The sequence below is a fragment of the Mycobacterium sp. 23 genome (genome assembly GCF_048287075.1).
Lineage (GTDB): Bacteria > Actinomycetota > Actinomycetes > Mycobacteriales > Mycobacteriaceae > Mycobacterium > Mycobacterium gordonae_B.
This window is the reverse complement of the sequence record NZ_JBLVUX010000005.1, coordinates 4,847,910-4,861,505: the sequence shown is the minus strand read 5'-3', so window position 1 is coordinate 4,861,505 and position 13,596 is coordinate 4,847,910. Positions and strand designations below refer to the sequence as shown.

Annotated in this window: 16 protein-coding genes; 9 read left to right on the top strand and 7 right to left on the bottom strand. The window is 66.9% G+C overall.

The genetic code is table 11. The features are described 5' to 3' along the window. The first annotated feature begins 53 nt into the window (after positions 1 to 53). The 5 genes from ACNQS7_RS23695 to ACNQS7_RS23675 all read left to right on the top strand — a co-directional run bounded on the left by ACNQS7_RS23695 (position 54) and on the right by ACNQS7_RS23675 (position 5,155). Positions 54 to 1,388, top strand: a complete 1,335-nt coding sequence (locus ACNQS7_RS23695; protein WP_418014455.1) for a TetR/AcrR family transcriptional regulator — start codon at positions 54 to 56, stop codon at positions 1,386 to 1,388. Positions 1,389 to 1,550: 162 nt separating this feature from the next. Next, complete coding sequence (locus ACNQS7_RS23690) at positions 1,551 to 2,531, top strand: zinc-binding alcohol dehydrogenase family protein (protein WP_418014454.1); 981 nt, start codon at positions 1,551 to 1,553, stop codon at positions 2,529 to 2,531. A gap of 18 nt (positions 2,532 to 2,549) precedes the next feature. Beyond that, positions 2,550 to 3,239, top strand: a complete 690-nt coding sequence (locus ACNQS7_RS23685) for a haloacid dehalogenase type II (protein ID WP_418014453.1) — start codon at positions 2,550 to 2,552, stop codon at positions 3,237 to 3,239. 2 nt (positions 3,240 to 3,241) lie between these two features. Beyond that, positions 3,242 to 4,693 carry a dihydrolipoyl dehydrogenase family protein gene (locus tag ACNQS7_RS23680; protein WP_418014452.1) on the top strand — a complete coding sequence of 484 codons (1,452 nt, stop codon included), beginning with the start codon at positions 3,242 to 3,244 and terminating at the stop codon, positions 4,691 to 4,693. 15 nt (positions 4,694 to 4,708) lie between these two features. Further along, positions 4,709 to 5,155 carry a cupin domain-containing protein gene (locus tag ACNQS7_RS23675; RefSeq protein ID WP_418014451.1) on the top strand — a complete coding sequence of 149 codons (447 nt, stop codon included), beginning with the start codon at positions 4,709 to 4,711 and terminating at the stop codon, positions 5,153 to 5,155. Between the two features lie 7 nt (positions 5,156 to 5,162). Here the strand turns inward: ACNQS7_RS23675 and ACNQS7_RS23670 are convergent, their stop codons facing one another. Continuing rightward, on the bottom strand, positions 5,163 to 5,561 hold the full coding sequence (locus tag ACNQS7_RS23670; protein ID WP_418014450.1) for a VOC family protein: 399 nt from the start codon (positions 5,559 to 5,561) through the stop codon (positions 5,163 to 5,165). Between the two features lie 53 nt (positions 5,562 to 5,614). On the opposite strand from ACNQS7_RS23670, the gene ACNQS7_RS23665 reads away from it, so the two are divergent. From ACNQS7_RS23665 to ACNQS7_RS23655, 3 genes are all read left to right on the top strand, one after another. After that, entirely contained in the window at positions 5,615 to 6,424 is an 810-nt protein-coding gene (locus ACNQS7_RS23665) for a GntR family transcriptional regulator (RefSeq protein ID WP_418014449.1), read from the top strand. A gap of 3 nt (positions 6,425 to 6,427) precedes the next feature. Further along, the gene (locus ACNQS7_RS23660; protein ID WP_418014448.1) at positions 6,428 to 7,429 is read left to right on the top strand and encodes a TIGR03619 family F420-dependent LLM class oxidoreductase; all 1,002 of its coding nucleotides are present in this window, start codon (positions 6,428 to 6,430) and stop codon (positions 7,427 to 7,429) included. Between the two features lie 91 nt (positions 7,430 to 7,520). Continuing rightward, positions 7,521 to 7,991 carry a hypothetical protein gene (locus ACNQS7_RS23655; protein WP_418014447.1) on the top strand — a complete coding sequence of 157 codons (471 nt, stop codon included), beginning with the start codon at positions 7,521 to 7,523 and terminating at the stop codon, positions 7,989 to 7,991. A gap of 5 nt (positions 7,992 to 7,996) precedes the next feature. On the opposite strand, the gene purQ is transcribed toward ACNQS7_RS23655, so the two are convergent. The 4 genes from purQ to ACNQS7_RS23635 form a co-directional block, all read right to left on the bottom strand. Next, complete coding sequence (gene purQ / locus ACNQS7_RS23650) at positions 7,997 to 8,671, bottom strand: phosphoribosylformylglycinamidine synthase subunit PurQ (protein WP_418014446.1); 675 nt, start codon at positions 8,669 to 8,671, stop codon at positions 7,997 to 7,999. Next, entirely contained in the window at positions 8,668 to 8,907 is a 240-nt protein-coding gene (gene purS / locus ACNQS7_RS23645) for a phosphoribosylformylglycinamidine synthase subunit PurS (protein ID WP_055581507.1), read from the bottom strand. Before purS ends, purQ begins: the two co-directional genes overlap by 4 nt. A 62-nt stretch (positions 8,908 to 8,969) precedes the next feature. After that, entirely contained in the window at positions 8,970 to 9,719 is a 750-nt protein-coding gene (locus tag ACNQS7_RS23640; RefSeq protein WP_418014445.1) for an LLM class flavin-dependent oxidoreductase, read from the bottom strand. A gap of 20 nt (positions 9,720 to 9,739) precedes the next feature. After that, a complete protein-coding gene (locus ACNQS7_RS23635) occupies positions 9,740 to 10,471 on the bottom strand; it encodes an ATPase (RefSeq protein ID WP_418014444.1) in 732 nt (243 codons plus the stop codon). On the opposite strand from ACNQS7_RS23635, the gene ACNQS7_RS23630 reads away from it, so the two are divergent. Next, complete coding sequence (locus ACNQS7_RS23630; RefSeq protein ID WP_418014443.1) at positions 10,448 to 11,086, top strand: MBL fold metallo-hydrolase; 639 nt, start codon at positions 10,448 to 10,450, stop codon at positions 11,084 to 11,086. The genes ACNQS7_RS23635 and ACNQS7_RS23630 overlap by 24 nt on opposite strands. 72 nt (positions 11,087 to 11,158) lie before the next feature. Here the strand turns inward: ACNQS7_RS23630 and ACNQS7_RS23625 are convergent, their stop codons facing one another. Together ACNQS7_RS23625 and ACNQS7_RS23620 are read right to left on the bottom strand one after the other, a co-directional pair. After that, positions 11,159 to 12,826 (bottom strand): FAD-binding dehydrogenase, encoded by a 1,668-nt coding sequence (locus tag ACNQS7_RS23625; protein ID WP_418014442.1) that lies wholly within the window; start codon positions 12,824 to 12,826, stop codon positions 11,159 to 11,161. A gap of 45 nt (positions 12,827 to 12,871) precedes the next feature. Further along, positions 12,872 to 13,576 carry a DUF2334 domain-containing protein gene (locus ACNQS7_RS23620; protein ID WP_418014441.1) on the bottom strand — a complete coding sequence of 235 codons (705 nt, stop codon included), beginning with the start codon at positions 13,574 to 13,576 and terminating at the stop codon, positions 12,872 to 12,874. Positions 13,577 to 13,596 lie beyond the last annotated feature (20 nt).

The following is a 13,596-nucleotide window of genomic DNA, read 5'->3' as shown; positions in this document are numbered from 1 at the left end:
TCAATGGGCTGAATATCCCAGAACTGCGGCCTGCCACGGGTTAGCCTGGCGCGATGGCCGAACCGGAGGTCGAACAGCGGCTGACCGCCAAGGGGCGCGCCACCCGCGACCGGATCGTGCTGGCAACCGCCGAACTGATCGTCGCGGAGGGCCTGGCGGCGTTCAACATGGACAACGTGCGCAAGGCCGCTTCGGTGAGCGGTTCCCAACTGGCGCACTACTTCACCGACAAGCGCGCGTTGATCCGTGCCGTCATCAGCCGCCAGATCGGAGTCGTCCTGGACTTCCACCGCCAGCCGAAGCTGGGCAATCTGGCGACTTTCGACGACTACGAGCGCTGGCTGGATCTCAACATGCGCTACCTGCGCCGCATCAAATACACCGGCACACCCACCTATCACGCCCTCGCCGCCCAGCTGGCCAAGTCCGATGACTCGACGCGCGCGGCTCTGGCCGCCGGCTATCAGGAGTGGATCGAACTGTTCGAGCAGGCGATCCGGCGAATGAAGGACAACGGTGTGCTGGTGGCCGCGGCGAAACCGCGCGCTCTGGCATCGGTGATGGTGTGCGCACACCAAGGGGGTGGCACCCTGGCGTTCACCTATCGGGAGGAATGGCCGCACGCAGATGCGACCCGGTTTGCCGTCAACTACCTGCGCATGTTCGCCACCGACCCCGCCGAACGCGCGCCCCGACCGCCCCGGCGTCGCCGCGTCCAGCGCGCACAACAACCGACCGACCATGCGGCCCCGCGGCTCACCCAGAAAGGAATGGCCACGCGAGCCCGGATCGTCGACACCGCGGCCGGCCTCGTCTTCGAACGCGGGGTGGCCAACACCAGCATCGACGAGGTGCGCACCCGCGCCGAGGTGAGCGGATCGCAGATCACGCACTACTTCCGGGACAAACGCGATCTCATCCGTCAGGTCATCGCCAACCGCCGCCGAGACTTACGAACGTTTCACACGCAGGACCGGATGGGTGCGCTCGACAACGTCGATGCCTTGCGTGCATGGGCCGAGGCCTGCATGGCCGACGTGGACACCGTATATCGACTCGGCGGATGTGTGTACGGATCACTGGCCGGTGAACTGATCGACGCCGACAGCGAGATTCACAACGACGTCGCCCGTGGTTACGACGAGTGGATCGAAATCTTCTCGACCGGACTGACTTCCATGCTCCGACGCGGAGATTTGCGCTCCGACGCCGACCCGCGCCACCTGGCGGTGTCGTTGGTTGTCGCCCACCAGGGCGGCGCGATGATCACGCACGCTACCGGTCAGGCAGAACCGATGCGCGCCGCACTCACCGCTGCGGTCGATTATGTGTGTTCTTTCGCACCCGACGCGAAACAGGGGCCGGCGCGACGCCGCGCCAAGTCCTGATACCCCTGGGCGTCTCGACTTTATGGGATGAACCGCCCATAATAGTGGGACGAATAGCCCATTTGTCTCGGGAGGGAGACGCCGATGGAGACCATCTCGCGGGGGACCGGCACACTGCCCACGGCACCGGCCGTCGTACGTGAGACGCGTAGCGAAACAACGATGCGCGCAATCATTTTGGACGGCTTCGGCGGACTCGACAGTCTGGTGTACGCCGACATTCCCAAGCCGCTGCCCAAGGACGGCGAAGTGGTCATCGAAGTCAAGGGTTTCGGCATCAACCACGCGGAGATGCACATGCGGCGCGGCGAATGGGCTGAAGCCGCCGAAGTGAGCGGTATCGAATGCGTCGGCGTCGTCGACGCCTGCCCGGGCGGCGAGTTCCCGGTCGGCGCGAAAGTGGCGGCGCTGATGGGCGGCCTGGGCCGCACCATCAACGGCAGCTATGCCGAATACACACGGGTCCGCGCGGCCAATGTCGCGCTGATCGAATCCGACCTGCCCTGGTCGCAACTGGCCGCGCTGCCCGAGACCTATGCCACGGCCTGGACCTGCCTGTTCCGCAACCTACAGGTGAAGGCTGGACAGACGCTGCTGATACGTGGCGCGACATCGTCTTTCGGCCAGGCTGCGCTGAAGATGGCGGTCGCTGCCGAAGCCCGCGTCATTGCCACCACCCGCAGCCGCGGACGCATCCCGATGCTGGAGGAACTCGGTGCCGCGCGCGTCGAGCTGGAGCGAACCGATCTCGCCGCCCACCTGCCGGAATCCGCACAGCTACACGCCGTCCTCGACCTGGTGGGCAACAGCACCATCCTCGACTCCCTGGACATGCTGCGTCGCGGCGGCACAGCCTGTCTCGCCGGATGGCTGGGCGGCCTGGACCCGATCGGGGATTTCAACCCGCTGCTGCGCATGGCCAGCGGTGTGAACTTGAACTTCTTCGGCAGCTTCGTCTTCGGCACGCCCGGCTTCCCGCTCTCCGACGTGCCACTACAGGGCATCGCGAAGCAGGTGGCCGACGGCGAACTCGACGCGACACCGTCGCGGGTCTTCTCCTTCGATGAGATTCACGATGCGCACCGCGTCATGGAAGCCGGTGAAGCCGGCGGCAAGATGGTGGTAGTCATGGATCGTGAGTGACGCAGAGGAGGCTGTCGGGTGGCCGCACCGCGCGTGCTCGTGTTCGACGTGAATGAGACTCTGCTCGATATCGAGTCGATGGCGCCGTTGTTCGACGACCTGTTCGGCGACCGACGGGTATTGCGGGAATGGTTCAACCAACTCGTCATGTATTCGATGACGGCGACGCTGTCCAACAGCTACGTCGACTTCGCGACTCTCGCCGGCGGGGTGTTACGGATGCTCGGGGCCGTCCACCGTGCTCAGGTCACCGACGGCGACGTCACCCGCCTCACCGCGAGCATGGTTGTCATGCCCGCCTACGCGGACACGCTCGATGGACTCAACCAACTGCGCGACAACGGTTTTCGGCTCGTCACACTGACTAATTCGCCCCACCCGCCGGGCACTCCGACCGCATTGGAAAACTCCGGGCTCGCCGGCCTCTTCGAGCGGCGGTTCACCGTCGACGCCTGCCAGGCTTTCAAGCCGGCACCACCGGTTTACCGCTACGTGTGCCGGGAACTCGGGGTTACACCAGCCGATTGCCTGATGGTGGCCTCACACGTGTGGGACCTGTTGGGCGCCCGGAACGTCGGTTTCGGCACCGCACTGATCACCCGTCCGGGCAATGCACCACTACCGGTCGAAGGGCTGCCGCAACCGGACTTCGTGGCCGCCGACCTGCCCTCGCTCGCCCGGCAACTGACACCGAGAGGACCCGATTGACCATGCCAGTAGACGAATACGACGTGATAGTGCTCGGCGCCGGCCCGGTGGGGCAGAACGCCGCGGACCGGGCGCGGGCCACGGGGTTGAGCGTCGCGGTCGTCGAACGCGAACTCGTCGGGGGCGAATGCTCCTACTGGGCCTGCGTCCCGAGCAAGGCGCTGCTGCGTCCGGTCCTCGCCGTCGCTGACGTCCGTCGGGTGGACGGCGCACGCGAGGCGGTGGCCGGTCAGATCGACGCCGCCGGCGTGTTCGGCCGGCGCAATCGGTATGTGAGCGACTGGGACGACGCCGGCCAGGCCGACTGGGTGGACGGCATCGGCGCCACGCTGATCCGCGGCCACGGGCGATTGGCAGGCCCCCGCCGCGTCACCGTCACCGCTTCGGGCGGTGAGCAGATGTCCCTCACTGCACGACACGCGGTCGTCATCTGCACCGGCACCCGTCCGGCGCTCCCCGACCTGCCCGGCATCGGTGAAGCCCGGCCGTGGACCAATCGTCAAGCCACCGACAGCAGTTCGGTACCGGGCCGGCTCGCGATCGTCGGCGCGGGCGGTGTCGGCGTCGAAATGGCCACGGCATGGCAGGGATTGGGAGCATCGGTGACCCTGCTGGTCCGGGGCTCCGCGCTGCTGGGCCGGATGGAACCCTTCGTCGGTGAACTCGTCGGTGAGGGACTGGCCGCGGCCGGAGTCGACGTGCGCCTGGGCGTTTCGGTCCGGGCACTGAGCCGGCCGGACGCGGAAGGGCCCGTGCGTCTCACACTTGACGACGGCAACGACCTGGAGGTCGACGAAATCCTGTTCGCCACCGGACGGGCGCCGTTGACCGGCGACATCGGTTTGGAATCAATCGGTTTGGACCCAGGCAGCTGGCTCGAGGTCGACGACACCTGCCGGGTGACGGCAGTCGACGACGGATGGCTCTACGCCGCCGGCGACGTCAATCACCGCGCGCTGCTGACCCACCAGGGCAAGTACCAGGCCCGGATCGCCGGCGCGGCCATCGGCGCCCGCGCCGCCGGACGGCCCCTCGACACCGCGCCGTGGGGTGAGCACGCCACCACTGCCGATCACCATGCCGTGCCGCAGGCATTCTTCACCGACCCCGAAGCGGCAGCCGTCGGACTCACCGCGGAGCAGGCCGCCCAAAACGGCCTTCGCGCCAAGATCATCGATGTCGAGATCGGCGAGGTGGTGACCGGCGCGAAATTGTTCGCCGACGGCTACACCGGCCGGGCCCGCATGGTGGTCGACGTCGACACGCGCCACGTGCTGGGCGTGACCATGGTGGGCCCCGGGGTCACCGAGCTGTTGCACGCGGCCACCATCGCCGTTGCGGCTCAGGTTCCGATCGAGCGGTTGTGGCACGCCGTGCCGTGCTTTCCCACGATCAGTGATGTGTGGCTGAGACTGCTTGAGGCGTATCGAGACTCGTTTATCGTGGTGGTCTGAGGAGAAGGAGCCACGATGGACGGATTCCATCCCGACTTCACCGCCCATGATGTCGACGAGCGTCGTAAACGCGTTCATCACATCCGGGCGTCCGAACTCGATTCGGACACCGCCCAGACAGCCGGCTTGCAACGCTTCGCCGCCATCAGCGGCAAATCGGTTGGCGCGCAGCAACTGTGGATGGGCGAGACCTACATCGAGCCGGACACGGCGTCGGGCAACCATCACCACGGCGAGTCCGAGACAGCGATCTATGTGCGAAGCGGCCACCCGGAGTTCGTCTTTCACGATGGCATGGAGGAAGTGCGCATCAAGACCGGACCCGGTGACTACATCTTCGTGCCACCGTTCGTGCCGCACCGCGAGGAGAACCCGGACCCGACCACGCCGGCCGAGGTGGTCATCGCCCGAAACAGCCAGGAGGCGATCGTGGTGAACCTGCCGGAGCTCTACCCCCTGTGAGATGCGCTCAGTAGACGGCTATCTCGATCAGATTGCCGTCGATGTCCCGGCAGTAGTGCGACGTCATCGGTCCTGATGCGCCGGTTCTGGTCACCGGTCCCGCCACGATGTCGACGCCACAGGCGCTCAGGTGCGCACGCACCTCGTCCGGGCTCGCTCGGGTGATCAGGCACAGGTCTTCGGATCCTGCCGCTTCAACCGAGCCGGTAACCCACTCGGGATCGTCGGCGAGCGCGCCGACCGGGCGCAGGTTGATCTTCTGATCGCCGAAACGCAGCGCCGTTCTGCCGGACTCACCGAACGTCTCGCGCGTCATGCCCAGCACCCGCTCGTACCACCGCGCGGTGGCCTCGACGTCGCGGCAATTGATCACCACATGGTCAAAGCGTTCTATGGTGATGCCCACCCTCCCATTACAGCACTTGACGCGGGCCCGTATAAGACGTTTTAATACGTCCTATGACATCTGGCTCGGACCGACTGGACCTCGATGCTGCCGAGCTACGAATTTCGCGGGGTAGCGTCCCGGCGACCACCCAGCTCGCCGAGGCCCTGAAGGCGCAGATCCTCGCACAACGCCTACCCGAGGGCGGGCGGCTGCCCAGCGAGAAGGAATTGATCGATCGAACCGGACTGAGCCGGGTGACCGTGCGGGCCGCGGTGGGAATGCTGGAGAACCAGGGATGGCTGGTCCGGCGCCAGGGATTGGGCACGTTTGTCGCCGAGCCTGTCAAGCAGGAGCTCACATCCGGCGTCCGTACCATCACCGAGGTGTTGTCCGACTCCGGCATCACGCCGCTGGTGGATGTGCTTTCCCACGGCATCACCGCTGCACCGCAACGGATCTCAGACATCCTGGGTGCCCACGAGGTGCTCTGCGTGCGCCGGCGCTTCCGGGCCGGAGACGAACCGCTGGCCGTCGTCACCGCGTACCTGCCGACTGGATTGGGCCAGGCCGTCGAGCCACTACTCGAAGGCACGCCGCCGACCGAGACCACCTACTCGATGTGGGAGCAGCGACTGGGCGTGCGCATCGGTCGCGCGACCTACGAGATCCATGCCGCGGGCGCGTCGGACGACATCGCCGCCGCGCTGGGCCTCCCGGCCGGCGCTCCCGTCCTCGTTGTCGACCGGATCACCTACGCCGAGGACGACAAACCCCTCGAAGTCGTGGTGTTCCACCATCGTCCCGAGCGGTACAGGTTCTCCGTCACATTGCCACGAAGGATCGACGGTCCCGGGGCCGGACTCGTCGAAAGTGGGCACTGACCAATGACTTCCGATACCCGATTCGGGCTCATCCTGGCGCTCACCGTCAACGGCCTGGCAGTTAGCTCCTATCCCGACATGGTCGCCGTCTCGCAGAAGGCGGAACGATACGGCTTCGATTCGGTGTGGTTGTGCGACCACTTCCTCACGATCAGTCCCGACGATTACGTCAAAGATGCCGGTTTTACCGGCGAATCGGGCGAGGCGCAGTCCGGCCCGCCGCCCACCTCGCTTCCGCTGCTGGAGTGCTGGACGGCGCTCAGCGCGCTGGCACGCGACACCACCCGGCTACGGCTGGGCACCAGCGTGCTGTGCAATTCCTACCGCCACCCTTCGGTGCTGGCGAAGATGGCCGCGACGCTCGACGTCATCTCCGGTGGACGCCTCGATCTCGGGATGGGCGCCGGTTGGTTTAAGCGCGAGTTCGATGCCTACGGGATTCCGTTTCCGCCGGTGCGCGAACGGGTCTCGGCGCTGGCCGAGGCGCTGGAGGTGATGAAGGCGGTGTGGACGCAACCCAATCCCAGCTTCACGGGCGAGTTCTACAGCTTGAACGGCGCGATCTGCGATCCGCCTCCGGTTCAGCGGCCACATCCGCCGCTGTGGATCGGCGGGGAGGGCGATCGGGTGCAACGGATCGCTGCCCGGTCCGCCCAGGGTCTCAACGTGCGGTGGTGGTCGCCTCAACAAGTGACCCGGCGTCGCGACTTTCTGGACCGGGCCTGCGAGTCGGCGGGCCGGGACCCGGCAACGCTGTGCATGTCGGTCACGGTGCTGCTCGCGCCGACTGACTCCGCGGAAGAGGAGGCACGCATCCGTACCGAGTTCGCCTCCATCCCCGAGTCGGGTCTGATCGTCGGATCACCCCAGCGCTGCATCGAGCGTCTCGGTGAGTATCGACGCTGCGGTATCGACCGGTTTCTCGTTACGATCCCGCACGTCGTCGAGTCCCAGTACCTGGACATCGTCGGCAGCGACATCATGCCGCGGTTTGCAGCCGGCTGAGCCGAGTCGCTCAGCGAATTCTCAACTGATTCTTCGGATTCCCTGGCCTTGGCTCAAGGATCCACATAGTCGGCTCCCGGAGCATGGGACCATGTCTGAGCCCATGGGCGAGCCGCTGAACACCAACCTGATCGAACGCTACCTGTGCACCCGGGCGCGGCGTTACTTCCGCGGCCGGCACGATGGCGAGTTCTTCTTCGTCCTCAACGCCGCCCTGCGCTTGCATATCCATCTCGAGATCCCGCCCATGCACCCGGACGTGTTCACCATCCGCGTCACCCCCGCGTGCTTCTACCCCGCCTCCGAACGCCCCCGGTTGGCAGCGCTCGCCGGCGCCTGGAACGAGCAGCATCGCGACGTCACCGCGATCGTGCACGGATCGTCCGACCCGCAGCGCATCGGTGTCATGGCCGAGCAGTCCCGGTGGATCGGGGAGCGGGTTCGCTTCGACGATCTGGCGGCGTTCGCGGACCGGGCCACCGCGGCGGCCATCGATCTCTTCAGCCGGTTGACCGTCGCCGCGGAATTACCCTCGCCCCCTTTGCTACTCGACGCGAGCTGACCCGGTCAGGCGGTCAGGACCGCGTCGAGCGCCGAGTAGAACAGCCCCAGGCCGTCGTCGGAGGGGCCGGTCAACGCCTCGATCGCGTGTTCGGGGTGCGGCATCAAGCCCACAACGCGCCCGTTGGCCGAGCTGATGCCGGCGATGTCGTGCAGTGAGCCGTTGATGTTCTCGCGGTAGCGGAAGACCACCCGCCCGTCGCCTTCCAGCTGTTCGAGCACCTGCTTGGGCGCGACATAGCGGCCTTCGCCGGACTTCAGCGGTATCAGCAGGTCGGCGTCGGACTCGAAACGCGACGTCCAGGCGGTCGAGGTGGAAGCGACGCTCAACCACACGTCACGGCAGACGAAGTGCAACCCGATATTGCGCGTCAGGGCACCCGGGAGCAAACCCGCCTCGCAAAGAACCTGAAAGCCGTTGCAGATTCCCAGCACGGGCATGCCACGGCCGGCGGCCGCTACCACTTCCCCCATCACCGGAGCGAATCTGGCGATGGCGCCGGCGCGCAGATAGTCGCCGTAGGAGAAGCCGCCGGGAACCACCACGGCGTCGACGCTCTTGAGATCGGCATCCGCGTGCCACAGGCTGACCGCCTCGGCGCCCACCATGCGTGCGGCTCGCGCGGCATCGACGTCATCGAGGGTGCCCGGGAAGGTGATGATGCCGATCCGTGGCGTCACTGTGGGTCCCGGCTGATGGTCCAGTCCTCGATCACCGTGTTCGCCAGCAGCGATTCGGCGATTTCGGCGAGCTGGGAGTCATCTACCGTGTCGTCGACCTCTAACTCAAATCGCTTGCCCTGACGGACATCTGAGATTCCGGGGTGGCCCAGCCGCCCCAGAGCACCGACAATCGCCTGACCCTGCGGGTCAAGGATCTCCGCTTTGGGCATCACATGCACGACCACCCGGGCCACTGCGTTCCTCCTCAGCTCTGACGCCTCCGCGTCCGGGCCAACTCTACCGACCCCCGCGACACCTAGGCGACCAGAACCAGGCCGTCGCCGCCCAGCTCGGTGACGCGGCGCTGCGGGTCCCCGTCCGGATCCAGAGCGGCGTCGCTACGCGCGGTCCAAGCGTTGACCTCGAATTCGCGGCCGGCCAGGTCAGACGCGGCGCGGGCGGCGCGGGCCGCCGCGATGAATTCCTCGATCCGGGGATGGTCGAGCGCGACATTCATGGCGTCGCATCGTTCGCCGGCGATCCTGGCCAGGCTCAAGCTGTTGACCCCCAGCAGCACCGGCGGACGAGGGGAAGGGAGCGGGAAGCCAACCCAGCGGTCGGCCCGATCGGGGTCCCACTGAGCATCGCACAGGTCCAGAACGTGGACCAGGTGGCGGTGGCGCTCGCGTATCGAGTCGTACAGCGGGATGTTGAGCAGATCGTGCTCCCGGGCCCACGAGCTGCCGGGAGCGGCGCCCGCGCCGAGGCCGAAGACGAACCGACCGTCGCTGATCTCCTGCACCGACGCGGCCGCTGCGACCGCGACTCCGGCCGGCCGGTTCGCGGAGTTGACCACCAGGGTGCCGATGCCGATGGTGGAGGTCGCGGCCGCCAAGGCGCCGGCCAGCGTGAAGCACTCCAACATCCGGGTTCCAGACAACATGGCACCGGATATGTGGTCGAAAACCCACGCCCTGCCAAAGCCTTCGGCTTCGGCCCGCCGGACCTGGTCGCGAAGTTGCGGCCAGGGGTGGTTGGCCGCGCTATAGAGGACGTCGAGTTTCATTGGCTCCGTCGGCTTTTCAGTTAGGGGCAGGAGGCGATGTAGGCCTCGCACAGCGGTGCGGTCAGGGCGTCGAGGATGGCGGCATCGCTGAGCACCGGCCAGTCCACCCGAGGGGTCCCGGCCGCCCAGAGTGTGAGTTCGCTGATCGTGCTGCTCGCCACGTGCGCGACCAGGTAGGTGTGCATGATGACCGGACCGCTGATGACGGCGGCCATCCGGGCAGGTTCGTCGTCGGTCACCGACGGCGACTGCGCGGGAGCTCCCAGCTGGCATCCGCGCAACGCGGCGACGGCGGTGCCGAACACCGACGCGGCGAGCGCACCCCCGCGGGCGGTGTCCCCACGCCAGTGCAGGATCTGCGCGTGTAGCTGCCACTGCCCCTCCGGTCGGGCCACCGTGGCCCGCGCCGCCACCGCGGAATTGCGGCTGTCCTGCGGAAACGCCATGGTGTTGCACACCTGCTCGAACTTGAACTGTGGGGTTGCTCCGCCCGTCATCGCGGTGTCGACACCGGCCAGCGCCGGCCAGTTGTACACCGAGTGCAGGGGTATCGACCGCTGACCGATCCAGGCGCTGCCCGGGATCTGATCGCATACCGGCGGGCAGGTTTCCGGCTCGGAATGGGCAGGGGTCGCGGCGACGAGCGCGATCGCGAAGCTGCCGGCGACCATCATGGTCGCCAGAAACACCCTCAGCTGTACAGCCCCCATCAAGGCACAATCGTAGACATGCAACTGACGCATTTCGGACATTCCTGCTTACTCGCCGAGTTCGGTCAGACCAAAATTCTTTTTGATCCCGGCACTTTCGCGCACGGCTTCGAAGGGATCACCGGGTTGTCGGCCATTCTGATCACCCACCAGCATCCCGACCACGTCGACGTCTCGCGGCTGCCCGCGCTGCTCGAAGGCAACCCGAACGCCGTGCTGTATGCCGACCCGCAGACCACCGAGCAACTCGGCGAGCCGTGCCGGGCGGTGCACGTCGGTGACGAGCTCTCGGTCGGCCAGCTCAGTATCCGGGCGGTGGGCGGACGGCACGCCGTCATCCATCCGGAAATACCGGTGATAGAGAACATTTCGTTTCTGGTGGGCGACGGCGAACACCGCGCCCGGCTGATGCATCCCGGTGACGCATTGTTCGTTCCGGAGGAACCGGTCGACGTCCTGGCCACGCCGGCCGCCGCCCCGTGGATGAAGATCTCGGAGGCCGTCGACTATCTGCGCGCCGTGGCGCCTGAGCGCGCGGTACCCATTCACCAGGGGGTGATCGCGCCCGAGGCACGGGGTATCTACTACGGCCGGCTCACCGAGATGACCACCACCGATTTCCAGGTGCTGCCGGAAGAAAGCGCAGTCACGTTCTGACGCCGAGCAGACGCAAAATCACCCGGGAGCGTATGCTCCACGGTGATTTTGCGTCTGCTCGCGCGAGGAAGGTCAGGTGATGTCGTCGGCGACACGGCGGCCGGCGGCGCGACCGGAGAAAATGCAGCCACCCAGGAAGGTCCCTTCCAAGGCTCGGTAACCGTGCACCCCGCCGCCACCGAAGCCCGCGGCCTCGCCCGCCGCGTACAACCCGGTGATCGGGGTGCCGTCGGACTTCAGCACCCGGGAATCCAGGTCGGTCTCGATGCCGCCCAACGTCTTTCGAGTCAGGATATGCAGTTTGACGGCGATCAGCGGCCCGGCTTTGGGGTCGACCAGCCGGTGTGGCGCCACCACCCGGCCCAGCCGGTCGCCGAGATAACCTCGGGCGGCGCGGATCGCGGTGATCTGACCGTCCTTGGTGAACTTGTTGGCCACCTCACGATCGCGCGAGGTGACCGCGGCCTCGACAGTCTCGTAGTCCAGCGGCTCCACATCGGGCAGCCCGTTCATGGCCTCGACCAGTTCCGGCAGCGTCGCGGCGCTGACGAAGTCCACCCCGCGGTCGATGAACGCCTGCACCGGCGCCGGCGGGCCGGACCGGGCCCGCGCCCGCACCAGACGACGCACGCTCTGCCCGGTCAGGTCGGGGTTCTGCTCCTGACCCGAGAGTGCGAACTCCTTCTCAATGATCCTGGCGTTCAACACAAACCACGTGTAGTCGTAGCCGCTCGCGGCGATGTACTCCAGCGTCCCCAACGTATCGAAACCCGGGAAAAGCGGCACCGGCAAGCGATTTCCCCCGCCGTCCAGCCACAGCGACGACGGACCGGGGATGATCCGGATGCCGTGCTGCGGCCAGATCGGGTCGTAGTTGGTGATGCCCTCGGTGTAGTGCCACATCCGGTCGGGGTTGATCACCCGCGCACCGGCCTTCTGGGCGATGCCGATCATCCGGCCGTCGACGTGGGCCGGCACGCCGCTGAGCAACTGCTTGGGCGCCCGTCCCATCCGGCGCGGCCAGTTCTTTCGCACCAGGTCGTGGTTGCCCCCGATGCCCCCACTCGTCACCACTACCGCTGAGGCCCGAAACTCGAACTTGCTCACAGCCTTTCGTGACGATGCCACCCCGCGTGGCTCATCGGAGGGCTCCAGGACGGTGCCCCGAACCCCGGTCACCGCGTCGCCCTCCACGATCAGCCGGTCGACCTGGTGGCGATGCGCGAACCGCACGTTCGGCCGGTTGCGCAGCTGCCGCGCGAAAATCTCCACCAGAGCGGGACCGGTGCCCCAGGTGATGTGGAAACGCGGCACCGAATTGCCGTGTCCCTGCGCGTCATAGCCACCGCGCTCGGCCCAGCCGACCACCGGGAAGATCTTCAGCCCGCGGGCCCGCAGCCAACTGCGCTTCTCCCCCGACGCGAAATCGACGTAGGCGTGCGCCCATTGTTCCGGCCAATAGTCCTCGGGACGGTCGAAGGCGGCCGTCCCCAGCCAGTCCTGCAGGGCGAGTTCGTGACTGTCGCGGATTCCGAGCCGGCGCTGCTCGGGGCTGTCGACGAAGAACAGGCCGCCGAATGACCAGTAGGCCTGACCACCGAGGTTGGCGCTGTTCTCCTGATCCACGATGAGCACCCGCAGGCCACGGTCCACCAGTTCGCACGCCGCCACCAGCCCGGCGAGGCCGGCCCCCACGATGATCGCGTCAGCAGTGAAGGCATCCGAACCCGCATCGCTCATGTCGAAACAGGGTAGTGCCCCCGCTGCGGTGCCACCGGCCGAGCGTCAGGCGGCGTCCAGCACCGCTCTGCCGGAACGCCAGCTGTACACCGAAGGCACGCAGTCCTGCAGCAGCGCCAGGTCGACGGCATCCAGCATCGCCTGCCGGGGCCCGGGCTTGCGCAGGTGACGGGCCGCCACGGCGATCCGTACCACGCCCCCGCGCCGCGCGATCCGGTCGGCGGACAACACCACCATCCGGCACCACCACGGCTCCGCCAGGAACCCTTCGCCGATACCGAGCACCCGGGCCCGCACCGTGTGATCGCGGACCAGGTCGGTCATTCCGTACGCGTCGGCGACGAAACGAAAACCGTTGTTCGGCAGTGCCTTGACGACTCCCGGGGAGACGAGCCAGCCGGGTGCCGCAAACAGCCGGGTACGCAGGCCGAGATGCTCGAGTACCCGGTCGGCGGCCTTGATGCGCAAGTTGGCTTCGTGGGCGTGCAGCGTGGCGAACTCACCACGTCGCTTCTTGGTGGCGGCCTCGTTGTAGCCGTGCAGCACCAGGGCATCGCCGCGGGCACGCCGCTCGGTCAACCACTCCACGGTTCGCGGGTCGCGGTCGAGCCGGTAGTCACTGCCCAGCCGCGGCGCCACAAGCAACGACACCGGCACCGAACGGGCATCCATCTGCGCGCAGAAGTCGGCGACATCGCCCAACGTTTGCTCGCCGATCCCTGAAACCGAGACGATCAGTTTTCCAGACATATTTGCAGTTTGCCGAGCAC

Bases quoted from the DNA above. Each gene is read 5' to 3' on its own strand.
- ACNQS7_RS23640 (WP_418014445.1), bottom strand. From the start codon at position 9,719: ATGAAACTCGACGTCCTCTATAGCGCGGCCAACCACCCCTGGCCGCAA.
- ACNQS7_RS23635 (WP_418014444.1), bottom strand. From the start codon at position 10,471: ATGTCCGAAATGCGTCAGTTGCATGTCTACGATTGTGCCTTGATGGGG.
- ACNQS7_RS23655 (WP_418014447.1), top strand. From the start codon at position 7,521: ATGTCTGAGCCCATGGGCGAGCCGCTGAACACCAACCTGATCGAACGC.
- ACNQS7_RS23625 (WP_418014442.1), bottom strand. From the start codon at position 12,826: ATGAGCGATGCGGGTTCGGATGCCTTCACTGCTGACGCGATCATCGTG.
- ACNQS7_RS23695 (WP_418014455.1), top strand. From the start codon at position 54: ATGGCCGAACCGGAGGTCGAACAGCGGCTGACCGCCAAGGGGCGCGCC.
- ACNQS7_RS23660 (WP_418014448.1), top strand. From the start codon at position 6,428: ATGACTTCCGATACCCGATTCGGGCTCATCCTGGCGCTCACCGTCAAC.
- ACNQS7_RS23630 (WP_418014443.1), top strand. From the start codon at position 10,448: ATGCAACTGACGCATTTCGGACATTCCTGCTTACTCGCCGAGTTCGGT.
- ACNQS7_RS23665 (WP_418014449.1), top strand. From the start codon at position 5,615: ATGACATCTGGCTCGGACCGACTGGACCTCGATGCTGCCGAGCTACGA.
- ACNQS7_RS23620 (WP_418014441.1), bottom strand. From the start codon at position 13,576: ATGTCTGGAAAACTGATCGTCTCGGTTTCAGGGATCGGCGAGCAAACG.
- ACNQS7_RS23690 (WP_418014454.1), top strand. From the start codon at position 1,551: ATGCGCGCAATCATTTTGGACGGCTTCGGCGGACTCGACAGTCTGGTG.
- ACNQS7_RS23675 (WP_418014451.1), top strand. From the start codon at position 4,709: ATGGACGGATTCCATCCCGACTTCACCGCCCATGATGTCGACGAGCGT.
- ACNQS7_RS23680 (WP_418014452.1), top strand. From the start codon at position 3,242: ATGCCAGTAGACGAATACGACGTGATAGTGCTCGGCGCCGGCCCGGTG.